Genomic DNA, 17,735 nt, shown 5'->3' with positions numbered 1-17,735 from the left:
ACGGTCATGAAACTCGTGACGCAGGTGAAGCTGTTGCCGGAGGCCGACCAGGCCGCCGCCCTGCGCTCCACCCTGCGCACGGTCAACGAGGCCGCGAACTGGGTATCCGGTGTGGCGTTCGAGCAGGGCGTTCCGCGTGAGTACGAGCTGCGGAAGCACACCTATGCGGAGTTGAAGGCGCGGGGGCTGGGGGCGCAGGCCGCTCAGGACGTCATCAAGAAGACCCGCGACGCCTACACCACGCTCAAGGCGAACATCAAGGCCGGTAATTACGGCAAGCCGGGTTCGAAGCGCCGGACCAAGGCGGAGTCAAAGCCGATCAGCTTCCGGCCGCAGGCGGCGCAGCCGTTCGACGACCGGTGTCTGTCGTGGCAGTACGACGCCGGGGCGGTGTCGATCTGGACGGTGGCAGGCCGACTGAAGAACGTCCGCTTCGCCTGCTCCCCGGACGCCCTGAAGATGCTGCGCGAGCACCGCAAGGGCGAGTCCGACCTGATCGAACGCGACGGCGTGTTCTACCTCGTCGCGGTCTGCGACATTCCCGAGCCGGAGCTGCACGAGCCGGACGGGTTCGTCGGCGTCGATCTCGGCATCGTCAACCTCGCCACCACCTCGACCGGCTACCGAGCCGCAGGGCGTGGCCTGAACCGGCACCGGGCCCGGCAGATCGAACTCCGCCGCAAGCTCCAGGCCAAGGGAACCCAGTCCGCGAAGCGCCTCCTCAAGAAGCGCTCGCGGAAGGAAGCCCGGCACACCGCCGACATCAACCACATCGTCTCGAAGACGATCGTCACCACCGCTGAACGCACCGGCCACGGAATAGCCCTCGAAGACTTGACGGGCATCCGCAGCCGGGTACGGCTCCGCAAGGACCAGCGGACTTCACTGCACTCGTGGGTCTTCGCCCAGCTCGCCGCCTTCACCGAGTACAAGGCGAAGCGGGCCGGCGTGCCGTTGGTGTACGTCGATCCGGCGTACACCAGCCAGCAGTGCTCCGAGTGTGGCCACATCGACCGGCGCAACCGCCGGTCACAAGCGACGTTCGCGTGCCGAGCCTGCGGGTTCCTGGCGAACGCGGACGACAACGCGTCCCACAACATCGCCCGCAAGGGCGTAACCGTGTGGACCGCGGGGCGTGAGTCACGCGTCCCTGCCATCCCATAACGGGATGTCTGGACGGAGGAGTCCACCCAGCAGCCAGTTGGGCGCTACCTCCAAGCCCGGTCCTTCAGGGCCGGGTCAAGTTGACCGCCAGGTCTCCCACTTGGAGCGGACGAACATTGAGCTGACGGCTCGGCTGAAGGAGAGGGAGGCGGAACTGGAGGCAGCACGCGCGGCCAACCGCGGGCTGACGCGTACGAGCGGTTCGCCGAGGAGCCGACCAGGCCCGAGCTGGAGCGGTTCTTCCTCTTGGACGACGCGAACATCCTCGTGCCGGTTCCGGGCGTAGTGACCATCGCCGTGGAGCTGATCCATCTGGGTGTGGCTGCCGTCGCCTCCTAGATGATCTGGCCGACATGGATGGCCGTCGCCGTCACTGTGCCGGCCACAGCCAGCCTGGTCTCCGAGCAACCCGGATGGTGTCATCGCCTCGCTTTCCGGAGCTAGCCGCGCGTTGCGCCAGCCCGGGTTCGAGGTTGCCGAAGCACGCGGGCTGCGCTTGGTCGGGGTGGTGTTCGCGGTGTGGCTACTCCACCACCTTTGAGTGCGGCCCTAGGCTCGTCGGCGCGATGTGAGCGCCACGCCGATGGCGGGGTGACTCCTACTGGAAGAGGTGGCGTGGTGGCGGTTCGGGACAACAGCGAGGTCATCGGGCAGAACGGTTTGATCGTTCTGCATGTGGCGGTCGGTCACAAGTCGTCCGTGGAGATCCGTGAACCCCGCGACGTGCTGTCCCTGACCCGGAAGGTGAATGGGGTCTCCATCCAGGTGGTCGAGGACCCCAACTTCACCACGCTGAAGACCGGCCAGACGATCCCTTGGGGAGCCATCCGAGCCCAAGGCCCTGAAGGGACCCGAGTCCGCTACCGCATCCGCACCCGAGGGGACGTGACAGGAGATCCGGAGCTCGACTGATGCGTGAGGCATACCAGGGCAACTTCCCTTCCCCGCATATCACGCGATTTCCGGGAAGGATCGACCTCAAAGTGCTGCCCGCAGCCGGCCCCATGCATGGTCGGCTCGCGGCAGTGGGTTCAATGCCGGCGCCGCATCCGCCGCCGCAGCCACCACCGAAGCCGGCGCCTGCAGGGCCCCCTACCCCCTCGCCACCGGTCCGGGAGGGTGTGGCAGGGGTGGGCGATGTTTCTGGCATCGGCAGGAAGTGCGGAGTGTCCATGTTGGTCTGTACTCACCAGAGCAGCCACGTCGCTCCTGTCAGCGTGTGTGGTCGCCAGGTGCATATCGACTCCAGGTTCCTCCGGCTTCGGTGACCAGGCGGGTGGCGGTCTTGTCGTGGTAGCCGAGTGCCTTCGCGATGATGGGTGCCGGGGCTTGGAGGACGAGCCGGCGGATCGCGGAGGTCCTGCCTCGTTGCGGCGGGAGGCCGATCTTTCGCGTTCCACGCGTCGCTGCACCCGACCGTCGTCGTACGTCTGTCACGCTGATCGCGGAATCACCCTGTTCGCCGGACGCCGGCCCGATTCACCGGATGCCGGCTCGTCTGCGATCGATGTGCCGGCGCGGTCGCCGGTGCCCGGCACGTCCTTGGCGAGCCGGTCTGCGAGTGCGCTCACCGGGCATCGACCGGGTGAGGACGCCGAGTGTGAGCAGAGCGAGTGCCGGCAGCACGGCGACGATGATTCCCATCGGCAAGGCGTCGGTGGCGCCACCCGCGCCGGCCAGCGGAGCAAGTGCCGCGCCGAACATGAACTGGCTGAAGCCGAGCAGAGCGGCTGCCGACCCGGCGTGTCCGCCGTGGTCGGCCAGGGCCTGGGCCGAGGCGTTCGGCATGACCAGGCCCACGCTGGAGACCAGGACGAACAGGCCGATCAGGAGCACGGGCAGGGGTGCCCGTGTCAGCACCGCGCCCAGGACCGTGGTGCCACCGGCTGTCGCGCCCAGCAGACCGGCGAGCAGCAGCATGCGGGCGCCGGCCCGGGCCACCAGCCGGCCGTTGATCTGGGCGGCCGCAATGAGTCCGGCGGCGTTGACGGCGAACACGGCGCTGTACTGCTGCGGTGACAGGCCGTGGATTTCCTGCAGGACGAACGGCGAGCCGGAGATATAGGCGAACATCGCCGCGAAGACCAGGCCGTTGGCCAGGACGTACCCGGTGAAGACCCGGTCGCTGAGCAGCTGCCCGACGACAGCCGGCAGCGGCCGGCGTGATGCGGAGGGCCGGGTCTCCGGCAGTCCTGCGGCGGAGGCCGCCAGCATCACGGCGCCGAGTACGGCCAGGCTCAGGAAGATCCCCGGCCAGGCCGTGACGCGCAGTAGCTGGCCGCCGAGGACCGGCGCGAGCACCGGTGCCAGGCCGGTGATCAAGGTCAGTGCGGAGAAGAGACGTGCGGTGCGGGTTCCGGAGGTGCGGTCGCGGACCATGGCGTTGGCGATGACGATGCCGAACGCCCCGCCGATGCCCTGGACCAGGCGTAGGCCGATGAGTGTCCGGACGTCGGGTGCCACCGCGCAGAGCGCGCTGGCGATCGTGTAGAGGGCGAGGCCCGCCAGCAACGGACGCCGCCGGCCGTAGGTGTCGCTCAGCGGCCCGGCGATCAGCTGCCCGATGGCCAGCCCGGCCAGACAGGCGGTGATGGTGAGCTGGGTGGCCGCGGCTCCGGCGCGCAGGTCGCCGGCGAGGTCCGGCAGCCCGGGCAGGTAGCCGTCGATGGACAGTGGTCCCAGGGCCACGAGCGCTGCGAGCAGGACGATGAATTGGGTGTGCCGGCCGGCGGCGTCGTTGCTCATGGCTCAGTACGCCACGGTGATGCGGCGGCGGATCGCGGTGCCGCTCTCGATCGTGTCGGCCAAGGCGATCGCGTAGTCGGCGTACGAGATGCGGCTGTTGCCGTCGTCGTCGGTGAGCAGGGTGTCCCCGGCGCTGCGGTAGGCCCCGGTCCGCTCGCCCGCTCCGATGACCGCGGCGGGCGACACGTACGTCCAGTCGAGGTCGTGCACGCTGCGGTAGAGGTCGAGAGCTTCGGACTGGGCCTCGGCATTGGCCTTCCACAGCGCGGGGAAGTCCGGGTCGTCCATGACCCGGGCGCCGGTCGGCGTGCGCAGGCTACCGGCACCGCCGATGGTGACCAGGCGGGTGATGCCGGTTCGGCGGAGTCCGTCGATCAGCGCACGGGCGGCACCGACGATCGTGGCGCGGTCGTTCTCCTGGCCGATCCGGGGACCGACGGCCGACAGTACGGCGTCGTGGGAGGCGGCGAGGCCGGCGACCGCGGCGGGGTCGGTGACGTCACCGGTGGTCACGGTCAGGGCCTTGTGCTCGAGGCCGTCGACGTGGCCGGCTCGGGTGACCGCGGTGACGGTGTGGCCGCGCCGCAGTAGTTCCTCGGTGGTGGGCCGGCCGATGTTGCCGCCGGCACCGAACAGGACGATCTTCATGTGTTGTTGCTCCTTGTTTCTGATGGTCACAGGACGGGCTGGCCGTCGGCGACGATGGCCGCGGTGATGCCCCGCTCGTCGGCGGCGTGCTGGAAGCGCTGCTCGATGTCGGGTTGTTCGGTGTAGAACGGCGGGTTGTGGAACAGGCCGTAGTGGATGGCGCAGACGGTGTCGGCGCCGAGTGCGACGGCGGCCTCGACGCCCTGCTCGGGGGTCATGGTCGCCGGGACGTTGGCCGCGTAGCCCTCGAAGTGGGCGATGACGCCGTTGACCGGGACGAACGCGACGTCGAACGGGCCGTGGTCGCGGGCGATCTGCCACCAGCTGCCGTGCCACTGGGTGTCGCCGCAGTGGATGACCCGCCGGCCGGCGCCTTCGACGACCCAGGCGACCTGGTCACAGTCGTTGCCGCGCCAGTCCAGCGAGGTCACCGGGGTGACGGTCAGCTCTCCGATGCGGCGTGACTGGCTCAGGTCCTGGGCAACGGGGGTGATGCCCGCCTTGTGCAGCGCCGCCGCGCTCGGGGTGTGGCAGCCGATCGTGCCGGTGGCCGCGATCCGGGCGATCAGGTCGTGGTCGTAGTGGTCGGGGTGCAGGTGGGTGATGAGGGCGTGGGTGCCGGGCGGGGTGTCGACCGGGTCGACCGGCCGGTGCGGCGGCCCCATCACCGGCGCCAGCGGAGCGACGTTCTCGAGCGGGTCGATCAGCAGGCGGGTGTCGCCGAGACGGATCTCGACGCCGGCCCAGGCCAGCCGACGCACGGAAAGGGTGGTGGTCATGGGCAGCGACGCTAGACCGACGTTGTTGAGAAAGTCAACAAGAGAGTTTTGAATCTCAACACCACGTTGTAGGGTGGTGGCATGCGCACCTACGGGCAGTACTGCGGCATCGCGAAATCACTGGACACGATCGGCGACCGATGGACCCTGCTGATCGTCCGCGAACTGCTCGCCCTGGGTCCGTGCCGGCACACCGACCTGCGCAACGGGCTGCCCGGGATCGCCAGCAACCTGCTGGTCGACCGGCTCCGCGAACTCGAGGAAGCCGGCCTGATCCACCGCGAGGCCGCCCCGCCGCCGGTGGCCACCACCCTGTTCTCCCTCACCGAGCGTGGCCGCGAGCTGGAGCCGGTGCTGCGGGAACTGAGCCGATGGGGAATTCCGCTGTTGCGTGAGCCGGCCGGCAGCGACACCTTCCGCACCCACTGGCTGGACATGCCCGCCAGGGCACTGACCGACCACCGCCCCGACCAGCCGGCAATCGCCCTGCAACTGCACGCCGACGGCAACGAAGACCTGGTCATCGAAGTCAAGGACGGCTCTGTGCACACCCACGCCGGCCGGGTCGACCACCCCACCGCGTCACTGACCGGACCGCCGCACCTGCTCGCCGCGACCCTGCTCGGCGACCTCGATCTGAACGCCGCAGTACAGCAAGGCCTGCGGCTCAGCGGCGAACGCGAGGCAGTACTGCGCATCCTGCCCCGCTGATCCGGGTGTGAGACCGGTAGGAACATCGGTACAGCGGTAAACGCCAAGCCGGCGATCATGGGATCAGGGCAGGTCGTGGGCGGGCCTACCGCATCTCGGCGCTCGGGCGGGGCTCGGCCTGGAGCCGCTCCCGGGGTCGATCTCCTCGGGGGCGAGCGGGTCCTCGGACCGGCGGACGCGTACGGGCTTGGGCCGCAGCGGCAGACCGTCGTCGGCCGTGACCGGCGGTTCAACCCGTGAGGGTGCTGAGCCAGCCGGTCAGCAGGTGGTTGATCTCCTCGGGGCGTTCCTGCTGGATCCAGTGGCCGCAGCCTTCCAGCAGGTGGGAGGTGGTCAGGCCGGGGAGGGTGGTGGGGTAGGCGTCGATGGCGTCGGACATCCAGGTGGTGGAGGCGTCCAGGGTGCCGCCGATGAACAGGGATGGCTGCTTGATCGGGGCTCCGCGGTGGGGGGCGAGGTCCTCCCAGTCGCGGTCCACGTTGCGGTAGCGGTTGAGGGCGCCCGTCAGACCCGTGCGCTCGAACTCTCCGGCGTAGACGTCGAGGTCGTCCTCGGTCAGCCAGGTGGGGAGGATGCCGGCGGGAAAACGGTCACGCAGCAGGCCGCCGTGGGCGACGAAGTGCGGGTCGGGTTCGCCCTGGGCGGGCATGGTGTCGGCGGACAGGGCGGCGTAGAAGCCCGCGAGCCAGCCCCGCACGTCGGGCTCGATCTCCGTCTCGGCGCGGCCGGGCTCCTGGAAGTAGGAGACGTAGAACTCCTGCTCGGGGCCGCCGATCCGGCCGAAGATGTCACTGGGGCGGGGGCCGCCGGGCGGCGCGTACGGGACGCTCAGCAGGCCGACGGCGCGGAAGATTCCGGGGTGGAGCAGGGCGGAGGTGGCGGCGATGCTGGAGCCCCAGTCGTGGCCGACGACCACCGCGTTCTCCTCGCCGAGGGCGTGCACGAGGGCGACGTTGTCCTCCACCAGGTCCACCTGTCGGTATGGGTCGGTCTCGGCGGGTTTGGAGGAGCGGCCGTAGCCCCGTACGTCGATCGCCACCGCCCGGTAGCCGGCGGCGGCGAGGGCCGGGAGCTGGTGGCGCCAGGAGTACCAGGACTCGGGGAAGCCGTGCACGAGCAGGACCAGCGGGCCGGTGCCCTGCTCGACCAGGTGCAGGCGCCCGGCCGGTCTCGACGGTGCGGTGGCGGAGTGCGGCGGTCGGCTCGGATCGCATGGGGGACTTCTCCTCGGTTCGCGGGCGGTCGGCGGGAACCCGTCGATCATGCGGCGCTGCGCCCGCTCGGCGCGATCAGCGTTGCCGTTCTGGCAAGGTTGCAGGACAGGGCGGTGAAGCGACACGACGGGAAGGATCGAGGACGGTGGCAAGTGACGATGTGCGCCAGACGTTGGCGGCGATGGGTCCGCGGCTGCGGGTCGTGCGCGAGCGCCGGGGCGTCACACTCGCCGATGTCAGCCGCGCGACCGGCATCTCGCCCAGCACGCTGTCGCGGATCGAGACCGGTCGGCGCAAGCCCACCCTGGAGGTGGTGCTGCAATTGGCGAAGGAATACGCAGTCGCCCTGGACGAACTGGCCGGCACCGCACCTGTCCCTGTGGCCGAGCCCCGCAGCACGGCGCCGCACAGCTTCGGCGACGACAAGGCGGTGTTGCCACTGACCTCATACGTCGGCGGCCTGCACGCTCACAAGCATGTCCTGCCTGCCGTCGCAGAGCCGCCCGGACGGCCCCGACAGGTGTCCCACGAGGGCTACGAGTGGCTGTGCGTCCTGTACGGGCGGTTGTGGCTCGCACTCGGAAACCAGGATCTCGTCCTGACTGCCGGGGAGATCGTCGAGTTCGACACCCGCACCCCTCACGGAGTCGCGAACGCCGGATCCGCCGGACCGGTCGAGTATCTGATCATGTTCGGGCCTCAAGGAGAACGTCCACGGCTGCGGACCCCGCCGGCCGCCGGCCGCGGGACCGGTGACAGGAAGGCAGCTGAATGAGCAGCGCCCGGATACGACACCAGCGGCTTCGGGTACGCCGGGGCGGGCCGTGTGCCGCGCGAGGCGTTGCAGTCCCGGGCAGCCACCCGGGCCTGTGTGCCGCCGCCCTCCTCACAGCCCGTCGGCCGGCCCACTTCGTTGCCTTCGAGCTCTTGCCGCATGACGGCCAGGAGCTCCTGACACGCCCACATGTCGACCGGCGCGCTGCTGGAGAACCTGCTCTCCGAGCACACCCTGACGACCCCGTGGACGCTGTGCCCGATGACGACGGACCTGATCATGACGCGGGTGTGGCCGGCCCACATCCGCCACCTCGCATTCGCTGATCGCTGCCTTCGTCGATGCGGTGCGCGCGGCGGACGAACGCGTGCTGCCTCGGCTACTTGCGGCCGGCACCGACGGCGCCGACGATGCGGCGCCCTTCGCTCTGGGCACCACCCTCCTGGACGATCTTGCCGATCCATGGGGGCCGTCGACAGCGGTGACGCGGCACGAGCGCAGCACGCACACGGCCTTGGGGCACGTACAGCGCCGTCGCCCGTGACGACTCCGGTTGTGCAGACGAGCAGCGACGTCCGACGCGCCGGGCAGTGGTTCGATGAGATCCGACAGCTGAAAGGGAAGCATGTTCACATGAGGCTGATCAGTGAGCACTCCAGTTCCGTTGCACCATCCGGTTCTTGGAAGCGGTACACCGTAGCCGCCGCCGCGGTAGCGGCGGCCGCCACGGCGGGCGCTGTGGCCGTCGATGCGGACAGCGACTGGTACCGCAGTCTGCGCAAGCCTGCCTGGCAGCCACCGTCGTGGGCGTTCGGCCTGGTGTGGACGCCGTTGTATGCGTCGATCGCCTTCGCCGCCGGCCACGCGCTCGGCCGCGCCCAAGGGCGGGAGCGGGCCGGCACCGCTGCCTTGTTCGGGGTGAACCTTGTTCTCAACGCCGGATGGACCTGGCTGTTCTTCCGACGCCGCAGCCCGCGGGCCGCGCTGGCCGGCACGCTGGTACTCGACCTCAGCAACGCCGCACTCATCCGCTGCACAGCACGAGTCGACCTGGTCGCCGCCCGCGCCTTGCTGCCCTACACCGCCTGGTGCGCCTTCGCCACCGCCCTGAACGCCTCACTCACCCGCCGCAACCCCTGACGCGCGCGTCATCCGACCGGCCGGAGCTCTCCCTCGACGCCGTCACCGCCTACGCGCGGCCCGGGGCACGCCGTGCGGGGAGCGCGCCGCCTCCGAGGCCCTTTACCGCCTGCAGAGGGCGCCGGCCCGGACGGCCCTGCACGCCATGCACGGGGGAGGGGGCTGGTGCGACGTCCGATGAGTCTTGACCGCCGGGCTGCGCTGGTCCATGCCATGGAGGCTATTCGTCAGGGGAGCGCGACGATTGGGGCATGAGACGACTCTCCGGTTCTGCCGGAGGCCGTACGCGAGTGCGGCCGGGGTTCTGGGTGCCACCAGAACCCCGGCCGTGTAGAGGTTCCAACCGGTGCCGACGCTGTGGGAGTTGCTTCACGATCTCGGCATCATCCTTCCGGCCGGGCCGCATTCCAACCTGCCGTTCGGTGCGGGAAACATGGGCCTCTGCTCACGCCTCCGCTGAATGTGGGGGCGGAGAGCAGACACAGGGACTGCGGAAAGCGGCTGGCGTGGCGTGGTTCAGCCCTTGCCGCTGCGACCTGTGCCGGGGCCGTTCGGCGGTCCCCGGCGGATCGGATCACCCGCCCGCCGGGAATTTGAAATCGGCCCGGGGGGTCCGGTCGAGCCGGGAACCGCCTCTCCCCATTCGTATCCGAATTCGATTCACTGTCGAACGACCGGCGGAATGCGGTCAGTACTTCCAGCACCAGTACTGACCCCAGAATGTCACGGTCATACCGGCCCGCCTCCGCGGGCTCGCGTAGTACGCCTGGGCGGCGCACACGGTGATCGCCGTCTGGCACACCCCGATCGACAGGAGTGCACCGCCGACCCCCGAGTTCCAGCAGACCACGGTCGCCGCCCAGAAGCTGCGCCGCACCTGCTCTGTCTCGTACGTGTCGAGGAGGACGTCCACCTGTCCCCACTTGGCCCCGGGGCGGACTGTGACCGCCTCTGCGGTGCCGGGCGTCACCATCGCCAGGGTGCCGGCCATGGCCATGCTGAGCAGGGCCGACGTCACCGTGCGCCGGATCGGCCGCCGGCGCGGTCGCGACGCGGCGCCCGCCGATTCCGGTTTCCGTGTTTCAGTCGTCATATCTCTGCGCTCTTTCTCGAGGCTCCGCAGGATTGCGCTCGCCGATCACGAGCCCGGCCGATGCTATCCGGACAATGAGTCCACGAGATAGTCCTTAATCCGCATTTTCGGCGGTCGAAAATTTCGAGAATAAATTCTCTTACAGAATGTAAGTTCTATTACGAGTCGCCGCCTTGGGTCGTACTGCGGCCCGCAGCGTGCGGTGGGCCGTGTCCTGGAGATGTTGCAGGACATCCGGGTCGGCAGCGAGGGTGTGGTCGGCACCCAGAGCCGCGAGGGTGTGCGCGATACAGGCCATGGGCGTCGGAGGCGTCGGCGAGGCAGGCCTCCCCGCTCTAGGGGGATCCGCGTGTCCAGGCCCGGCAAGGCCGCGGACGCGATCGGCGGACGCCCGTGCGGTTGCGGCCGCGCGGAACCGAATCGGGGCGGCGAAGGGCCAGCCGGCGACGCGCTCCGCCCCGTTTCCCCCTCTCGCTTGCTCCTGCGTACGCCTTCGGGCCGCTCCCCGCTGTTGCGCCCAATCCAGGCCGGGGCGATGGTGCCGGTCTGGACTGTCGACCAGCTGCGCGGTGACCTCTGTGACGACGTTCTGGCCGTGCTGATGCAAGGCGCGGACTGGCCGCAGATGGCCCGCCGACTCGACGGTGCTCCCGGTGCGGCAGCACGCCCCCGCCAGAGTCGAGGAAGTCCCGCGGTCCTGCACAGCGAAGTGCCGCACGACGGCCTGGCGGCAGTCGCGCGCCCGCCGGGCCGCAATCGACGCCGGCGGCCAGATCGCCGCCATCCACCGGAACGCCGAACCCCCGCACACCCTGGTCGACGCCTCCATCGGCGGCGGCAAGTTCGACACAGTGGTAGGCGCCGGCGGGTGAAGTTCCGCGTAGCTTCGGTCGTGTGCAGCATTGGTCGAGATCTTGGGGGAGGAGAGTGGGGCGGAAACGTCGGCAAATCACTCGGGAGCAACCCATGATTCGCGCAACCATCCAGTGGATGATCGACCACGAAGAGGCCCGAAAGGCCGCGATCGCATCCCTAAATCCCACGAAGGCGGTTCCTGATGCCATCGTGACGGATCGCTGGTTCCTTCCGAATTACATGAAAGCTTTGGTGATTGAGGCAGTCAAACGCGACGCCCCGGAAGGCGTTGTCGAAGATTTGATGCCGGACTTGCGTCGTATGGCGAGGAAGGCTGAGAGGATGGACGACTACGGGGTCGAGGTCCTCGCCCGACTCGAGGGGCTTCGAGACGAAGACGAAATCGTTCCTGTACTTGAACGAGCCCGAGACGAGGCTCCGGACGAGGTGAGGAGGGTGCGAATTCAGCGTGTTCTCGACAGAATCAGGAAGCCCAGCCTGAGCTTGGAAGAACTGATTGACCTAAGCGATGAGCAGCTTGAAGAAATCCTGGAAGATCCCTGTGCGCACTGCTGTATCTACGGGTGCAGCTTGTGCCTGGTCACCTGCCTGATTTGCTGTGCGGGAACTTGTTACTGCTGCGAGGGCGGTTGCTGAGCACGCTCGCGCGTCCGGGGCCGTAGAACTTGGACGACCTCGGGCCGAGAGCATGGAGCTGCCCGGCATCATCGCCGGCGTCGCCGTCCGAGCCTTCGCCCTACCCGGGGACTGCGCGGACTGCGGTATCAGCCCGGTGTGGTTCACCGGTTCGACCCTCGCCTACGACCTGTCCTTGCCCCGGGTCCGCGAGCGCTTCAACCCGCACGCCGCCCCTGCGGACTGGGCGCTCGCCGAGCACCGGATCCGGGAGGCCTCCGCACTCCTGGGCCGCGCCGGACAAGCCTCCGGCGCCGGTGATGCCGCCGCGCTCGGTGACCTCCTGGCCGTCGCCGCTGCCCAATCCCCGGCGCTCGTCCGCGTCCGCGTCCGGGCGGCCGCGTCCACAGCAGTGCCGTCGGCCGAGAACTGGACGGATTTGGTGGTGATTTCCTGGGCCCGCGTCACGTCAGGGACGATGGCCGCGAGTTCGGGCACGGAGCGGACGAGATCGACGTCCGCCTGTGTCCACGTGCCGTCGTTGTGACGCTGGAGCGCTGCGCTGATCTCCGCATCGGTGGGCGCGGCTGCCTGGGCAGAGGGAGCCAAGATGACGGCCAAGGCCGCGACCGAGACCATTACGGCGGCAGCGGCAGAGACCCTCGAATTACGCCTTACCCTGAAGATTTAGATCTCCCCGTATGTTCGAATGGATCAAGATGGCGTATGCGACGCGGCGATCCCGGCGAGAATTTGAAAATCGACTGTGGTGACGAGATTTCCTGGGTTGGGTTCTAATGCGTCGGACCAATCTGAATGCTAAGTCGAGCATTCCCCTTCCGATCCTCTCCCTGGCCCTGTGGCGTGCAAACGCGCGCCACAATCGGATCCGGTCAGTGCCTTCCCCGCCGCCGGGACCTGCGCTCCGGCCGACCTGACGCCGCCACGCGCGCGGGTCGGGACGGTGTGCCATGGCAGCGCTGGGACCTCCGCGTCCCAAGAAGTGAGTGCGTGCGGGTTGCCGAACGTCGGCGCCGCGCGCGTAGGCGCCGACATGCAGGACGCGGTGCCGGGCAGCGGCTGCCTCTTAGACGTCGTTTCTTTTGGGATGTCCACCTGTAAGGACTGGCGGTTTCGATGCTGGTGACACAAGATCGGGTTCTATGTCCCAGGCTGCATATGTTCAGAACACGGACCTTCTGCGCACGAGCCCGTTCGACCTCTGGAGGCGGCTCAGGAGCCTCCTCGAAGACCAGGGACTCGACCCGGCGACGACCGTGCTGGTCAACCTCTTCCCGGACGGGGGTGGCCATGAGTTCGGCCAGTGCATAGACGAGGACGGCCGTGTCTACTCGTTCGATCTTGTCTACGACCGAGAGATACCCAAGGCGGAGAACAGGGCTGTCCTTCGCAACTGGACCGACGTCACCGACACATGGCAGCACCGTTCGTTCGCGGACGAGATCGCCAAGGCCTTCATCTGGCATCCACCATCGCGCAAAACCGCCCTGCCTGCCTGATCACAGGCAAGGTGTCACTTCGTGCCGCTCGGGCTCACTGTCTGAAGGCGGCGGTGGGAGATAAGAACCGCGGCTATGCCGACGAAGGCGAGGAAGTGTTCGGCCTTGCGTTCGTAGCGGCGGTGGAGCCGTCGGCAGCCGGCCGGCCAGGACACGGTTCTCTCGACCACCCAGCGGTGCCGGCCCAGCCGCTTCGAGGATTCGATGCCCTTGCGGGCGATGCGGTGACGGATGCCGCGTTCACGGAGCCAGCGGCGCAGGTGGTCGTAGTCGTAGCCCTTGTCGGCGTGCAGTTTCGCCTGCATCCGGCGCTGGGGGCCGCGGCGGGAGCGGATGGGCGGGATACCGCGGACGAGCGGCTCCAGGCCCTGACTGTCGTGCATGTTCGCGCTGGAGATGCCCAGGGACAGGGGCAGTCCGTTACGGTCGCAGATCAGGTGGATCTTCGATCCGAGTTTGCCGCGGTCGGTCGGATTCGGTCCCGTCAAAGGCTCCCTTTTGCCGCCCGCAGGCTGACCGAGTCGATCGCACACCTCGACCAGTCCAGCTCACCCCGCGCCCCGAACTCGTCGAGGATCACGCGGTGGAGCCGGGCCCAGACCCGCTCCCGGCTCCACCGCGCGAACCGCCGATAGACCGTCTGCCAGGCCGGACCGAACACCGGCGGCGACTGCCGCCAGGTGCAGCCCGACGTCGCCACGAAGATGATCGCGGCCAGGACCTCGCGGTCACCCGCCCGGCGTCGGCCGCCACCCTGCGGACGTATCACCTCAGTCGGTGGCACAACCCGCCGGAACAACACCCACAACTCCTCCGGCGCCAACCAGATCCGTCATGCACGGAACAACGAATGATCACGCCATAAGAAACGACGTCCAAACGGGGACGCGGGCGCGTGGGCCTGCTGGCCGGTCTCGTAGCGTGCGATCAGCTGGAACGCCCCATTCGCGAGCTGGGCACGGCACGCGTCCATCCGCCCTTGGGCGTGCGGGCGGCGTCGATCTCTTCAGGTGACGGCAGTGCAGACTTGTGGGAGCAACGGGCGACAGGACGTAGGTGTCACCCGCCGACCGGTCAGGGTGTGTGGCCGGACCAGTCCCCGCGGCGCCGCTCTCCGGGGTGCAGGTCGTACCGGGCTCGGCCGCCGGGTGCCGAACTTCCCGATCTCGGTCATCAGCGCGGCGCCGGTCTGGATCTCGTACCGGCGCACGCACCGGAGGTCGATGTCAGCCCGGGCAGGAGCCGGCGCAGAGGGAGCCGATGGTGTAGGTCCCCGCGAGATTTCCCTTGTTGCCGGCGGTGGTGCTGCCGATCCGATTCGTGTAGTTGACGTTGTGGTAGTAGTGGAACCTGCTATTGGTTCGGTTGTAGACGGACCGGGTGTTCGTGCCGGCTCGCATCCATGAACACTGGGAACGGGTGTCGGTGGAGTTCTGGGACCACTGGCATTTCTGTCCGCCTCCGTCCTTCTCCGAGTAGAAGCAGATCCAGCCGGACGCGCAGTTGTCGTAGCCGCTGATCGAGACGTCGTCGGCCTGGGCCGCGGGCGCGAGTGCAAGCGCTGCACCGACGAGTCCGGTCGTTACGGCCAGGGTGAACTTTGTCCGACGGTTCATTACCCCTCCTTCTACTGAGGCGAGATTGCCGTGGTGGCCTGACCGTCGAGGCTCGGGCTGCCACCGAGAAGTCTGGTGGGTACACCGATTGAGCGGCTACGGCTGAATCAGCCAGTTCGTTGAACTTCGTTCACCATGAGGCATGTTCGAGGCTCTTCGTGCTATCAGAGCCGGAACTTCCCATGTGAGCGGTTTGTCGTCCACCGATTCTTGAGGGGCCGTTCGTACGAGCCGGATCGGTAGTGCTCCACTTCGCACCGGTGTCAATCGGTAATGCCACAAGCACGAGGGAGAGGTGTCAGATGCTCGTGAGCTCGGACGATGGCCCGTCGGAGGCCAGGCCGGCTGGTTGTCGGACGAGAGCACGATCATGGCTGAACCTGAAGGAAGTCTTGCCCGTCGTCGACTGCGGACCGGGAGACGTTCACGTGCCAGGTGACCAGACCCTTCGCGCCCGCTCCGTGTGTTGCTCGGGCGGTCGCTGCTGTGTTGCCCTCGCTGGGCTGTGCTGAGCGGCCGGACGGTATGGGCCGGCCGAAGTCGAGCGTCTTCCGTGCGAAGTCGGCCGGCGCCGGGCGGTGCTGGGGCGGCCGTGTGCCGCCGGTCGCGAGGCCCCGTTCAGGGTGGATCACCCGACCAGTCCCATCGGTTCCGCTCGCCGGGGCGCAGATCGTACCGGGCCCGGCCGCCGAGGCCGAACTGCCCGAGCTGGGTCATCAGCGCGACGCCCGGCTGGATCTCGTCCGCGCTCCAGCCGGTGATGTCGAGCAGTCGGCCGTCCAGCGAGCCGCCGACCAGCTCGGCGTAGTCCCAGCCGGCCCGCAGGCTCGGATTCGGGTCGTCGTGGTCCGTGCCGTAGACCCAGCCGCGCAGCAACTCCTCATCCCTGTCCAACGGGCAGCGAGGTGGACAGGGTGCTCCTGTCCGGCCCCGCTGTGGTCGTCAGGCGCCGGCTTCCTCTTCTAGCAGCGCTTCTGTGCGTTCTCGTTCTCGCACACAGAGCGGCCCCGGTGCTCCGTTGCCGGAGTACCGGGGCCGAGGACGGTCCGGTCGTACTGCCCCAGAGCGCTCTGGGCACCGGCCCTGTTCCACGCACCCACGCCGGCGCGGACTGCACACGACCCTAGCGAACCCTGCGCCCGGCAGAATCACGGACGGCAACGCAACCCTGGCCGAGACAACGGGCCCAGCCACTGTCCTCGCGCCGGGCCCCTTGCTCAGGATCGCCTTGGGCTTGCCGACGCTGCCGGCGAGAGGCTTGCCTCGGACGTCAGGCGGGTTACCCGGGGCGGAAGTAGGAGCGGCAGCGCACATCCGCAGCGCCCCGAAGGTGCGGTCAGAAGGGCGGTGCGTCGCTGTAGCCGCCAGCTCGAGGGGTCACAGGCGTAGGAGGCTGCCACCCGGCAGTCGGGGTGCTCGCCGAGGGATCGTCCTTGGGCCGCGGGGAAGGTACTTCACTTCGCGCCAGCTGTTCGGGGGGAACGGCCAGTGATGAGCGTCGCTAGCCGAGTAGGTGGCTGATGCCGCCCTGACCGCCTTCGCCATTCCACAGCACGGCCACTAGCCAGACCGGTGCCCACCCCACAGCCTCACCCACCTCTCCTGGCAGGAGAGCGGCGGCAAGCAGCCAGACAACGGGGAGCACGGCCGGCAACAGGCAGCAGCACCAGCCGTGCTTCCCCACGGTGGGCTGTGATGGTGTCGAATCTGTGGGCATCCTCTGAAAATAGGCAGCACCAGCAGCCCCGCACATGAGTACCCATACCTATGGGATGTGCCGACACGCGGACGGCTCATGCAAGGGCGGCGGGGGTGTCTCTATGTCCCTCGTCAAGGACGTGTCGCCGGGTATGCGGGTGTTTGGGCTGGTCTTGCGGCGAGAGTGACGTCGGGGGTCCGGGATTCGTAGAAGGTGCCGTCGCGGAGCCATGGCGAACGGGACGCTGATGCGTTGGCGGGCGAGTCGCAGGAGGGCCTGGGTGTGGGTTTTGCCGCGGGCTCGTTGCCGGTCGTAGTAGGCGCGGGAGGCCGGGTCGGCGTTCATGCAGGCGAAGGCGGAGAGGAACATTGCGCGTTTGAGCTGCCGGTTTCCGCCTCGTGGTGCGTGCTCACCATGAATCGAGGTTCCCGACGACCTGGTCGTGGGGGCGAGGCCGGCGTACGAGGCGAGGTGGGCGGCACTGGCAAAGCCAGTGCCGTCGCCGACGGTGACCAGCAGGACGGCGGCGGTCCTGACTCCGACTCCCGGCATCGAAGTCAGGACCTGGTGAAAGAGGGTGAGCCTCCAGCAGGCTGTTGATCTGGGCTTCCAGGGCCCGGCGCTGGTCGTGGACCGCGGCCGGCGAGCGGGCCGGCGACGGGATGACCACGTCGAGGGTGCCGGTTTCCGGGACCACTACGGTCTGCTCGTCGAGGGCGTCGAAGACGTCGTCGATCAGCCGGGCAGCCATGCGCGGGGGCCTTGGGCCGGATCACCTCGACGAGTCTGCGACGGCCGGCCTTCCGTAGTGCGGCCGGGGATCCGTAGCGCTCGAGGAGCCAGGTGACGGCGGCGTGGTCCAGGCGCGGGCCCAGCACCCGCTCGAGGCTGGGGTGGAACTGGGTCAGGGCGTAACGTCTCGGTTCCGTGCCGAGGTCACCTGCATCGCCAACAACGGACGCACCTTCGTCATATACGGAGACTGGGTCCACGAAGGCGTCTCCTACGCCACCTGCTCGCTGAACGGGTCGGTCGGCGTCGCACACATAGGCTGGAAGCTCGGCAACAAGGGATGACCGCTCCCGGCGGGGCGCCGGGACGTGTTCCGGCGCCCCGCCGGGAACCTGTGCAGAGGAGACC

General features: G+C 68.6%; 16 protein-coding genes and 2 pseudogenes. 9 read left to right on the top strand and 9 right to left on the bottom strand.

Annotated elements, in window-relative coordinates:
* The first annotated feature begins 6 nt into the window (after positions 1-6).
* Positions 7-1,164, top strand: coding sequence for an RNA-guided endonuclease InsQ/TnpB family protein (locus OG624_RS02970; RefSeq protein ID WP_033221157.1), 1,158 nt, complete (start codon positions 7-9; stop codon positions 1,162-1,164).
* 618 nt (positions 1,165-1,782) lie between these two features.
* Entirely contained in the window at positions 1,783-2,076 is a 294-nt protein-coding gene (locus tag OG624_RS02965) for a hypothetical protein (protein ID WP_158711846.1), read from the top strand.
* 567 nt (positions 2,077-2,643) lie between these two features.
* On the opposite strand, the gene OG624_RS02960 is transcribed toward OG624_RS02965, so the two are convergent.
* The 3 genes from OG624_RS02960 to OG624_RS02950 are packed head-to-tail and all read right to left on the bottom strand — an operon-like array spanning position 2,644 to position 5,336.
* The gene (locus OG624_RS02960; RefSeq protein ID WP_063734115.1) at positions 2,644-3,909 is read right to left on the bottom strand and encodes a multidrug effflux MFS transporter; all 1,266 of its coding nucleotides are present in this window, start codon (positions 3,907-3,909) and stop codon (positions 2,644-2,646) included.
* Positions 3,910-3,912: 3 nt separating this feature from the next.
* Positions 3,913-4,557, bottom strand: coding sequence for an NAD(P)-dependent oxidoreductase (locus tag OG624_RS02955; RefSeq protein ID WP_033221153.1), 645 nt, complete (start codon positions 4,555-4,557; stop codon positions 3,913-3,915).
* A 26-nt stretch (positions 4,558-4,583) separates the two neighbouring features.
* On the bottom strand, positions 4,584-5,336 hold the full coding sequence (locus OG624_RS02950; protein ID WP_033221151.1) for an MBL fold metallo-hydrolase: 753 nt from the start codon (positions 5,334-5,336) through the stop codon (positions 4,584-4,586).
* Positions 5,337-5,417: 81 nt separating this feature from the next.
* Between OG624_RS02950 and OG624_RS02945 the strand changes: the two genes are divergently transcribed.
* On the top strand, positions 5,418-6,047 hold the full coding sequence (locus OG624_RS02945) for a winged helix-turn-helix transcriptional regulator (protein ID WP_033221149.1): 630 nt from the start codon (positions 5,418-5,420) through the stop codon (positions 6,045-6,047).
* 229 nt (positions 6,048-6,276) lie between these two features.
* Here OG624_RS02945 and OG624_RS02940 read toward each other — a convergent pair.
* Positions 6,277-7,261 (bottom strand): annotated as a pseudogene (locus tag OG624_RS02940) (alpha/beta fold hydrolase).
* 145 nt (positions 7,262-7,406) lie between these two features.
* On the opposite strand from OG624_RS02940, the gene OG624_RS02935 reads away from it, so the two are divergent.
* Complete coding sequence (locus tag OG624_RS02935; RefSeq protein ID WP_033221147.1) at positions 7,407-8,036, top strand: helix-turn-helix domain-containing protein; 630 nt, start codon at positions 7,407-7,409, stop codon at positions 8,034-8,036.
* A gap of 633 nt (positions 8,037-8,669) precedes the next feature.
* On the top strand, positions 8,670-9,176 hold the full coding sequence (locus OG624_RS02930) for a TspO/MBR family protein (protein WP_033221145.1): 507 nt from the start codon (positions 8,670-8,672) through the stop codon (positions 9,174-9,176).
* 688 nt (positions 9,177-9,864) lie between these two features.
* Here OG624_RS02930 and OG624_RS02925 read toward each other — a convergent pair.
* Positions 9,865-10,269, bottom strand: a complete 405-nt coding sequence (locus tag OG624_RS02925; RefSeq protein WP_158711845.1) for a hypothetical protein — start codon at positions 10,267-10,269, stop codon at positions 9,865-9,867.
* A gap of 653 nt (positions 10,270-10,922) precedes the next feature.
* On the opposite strand from OG624_RS02925, the gene OG624_RS02920 reads away from it, so the two are divergent.
* The 4 genes from OG624_RS02920 (at position 10,923) to OG624_RS02905 (ending at position 13,280) form a co-directional block, all read left to right on the top strand.
* On the top strand, positions 10,923-11,141 hold the full coding sequence (locus OG624_RS02920; RefSeq protein ID WP_371639013.1) for a hypothetical protein: 219 nt from the start codon (positions 10,923-10,925) through the stop codon (positions 11,139-11,141).
* A 118-nt stretch (positions 11,142-11,259) separates the two neighbouring features.
* Entirely contained in the window at positions 11,260-11,781 is a 522-nt protein-coding gene (locus OG624_RS02915) for a hypothetical protein (RefSeq protein WP_371639012.1), read from the top strand.
* 52 nt (positions 11,782-11,833) lie between these two features.
* Positions 11,834-12,307 carry a hypothetical protein gene (locus tag OG624_RS02910; RefSeq protein ID WP_371639011.1) on the top strand — a complete coding sequence of 158 codons (474 nt, stop codon included), beginning with the start codon at positions 11,834-11,836 and terminating at the stop codon, positions 12,305-12,307.
* 616 nt (positions 12,308-12,923) lie between these two features.
* Complete coding sequence (locus OG624_RS02905) at positions 12,924-13,280, top strand: hypothetical protein (RefSeq protein ID WP_371639010.1); 357 nt, start codon at positions 12,924-12,926, stop codon at positions 13,278-13,280.
* A gap of 14 nt (positions 13,281-13,294) precedes the next feature.
* On the opposite strand, the gene OG624_RS02900 is transcribed toward OG624_RS02905, so the two are convergent.
* From OG624_RS02900 to OG624_RS02885, 4 genes and pseudogenes are all read right to left on the bottom strand, one after another.
* Positions 13,295-14,109 (bottom strand): IS5 family transposase gene (locus OG624_RS02900; RefSeq protein WP_371640823.1). Its coding sequence is split into 2 segments (ribosomal slippage): positions 13,295-13,770 and positions 13,770-14,109, totalling 816 coding nucleotides; the frame shifts between segments, so codons are not numbered across the junction.
* Positions 14,110-14,506: 397 nt separating this feature from the next.
* The gene (locus OG624_RS02895) at positions 14,507-14,896 is read right to left on the bottom strand and encodes a peptidase inhibitor family I36 protein (protein WP_033221126.1); all 390 of its coding nucleotides are present in this window, start codon (positions 14,894-14,896) and stop codon (positions 14,507-14,509) included.
* A gap of 618 nt (positions 14,897-15,514) precedes the next feature.
* Positions 15,515-15,790: a hypothetical protein gene (locus OG624_RS02890; RefSeq protein WP_033221124.1), complete on the bottom strand. Its 276-nt coding sequence runs from the start codon at positions 15,788-15,790 to the stop codon at positions 15,515-15,517.
* A gap of 936 nt (positions 15,791-16,726) precedes the next feature.
* Positions 16,727-17,503, bottom strand: a pseudogene (locus OG624_RS02885) (transposase); the annotation flags it as partial.
* Positions 17,504-17,735: the final 232 nt, after the last annotated feature.

The sequence above is a fragment of the Streptomyces virginiae genome, from assembly GCF_041432505.1.
Classification (GTDB): Bacteria; Actinomycetota; Actinomycetes; order Streptomycetales; family Streptomycetaceae; genus Streptomyces; species Streptomyces virginiae_A.
This window is presented reverse-complemented; position numbering and strand designations above follow the sequence as displayed.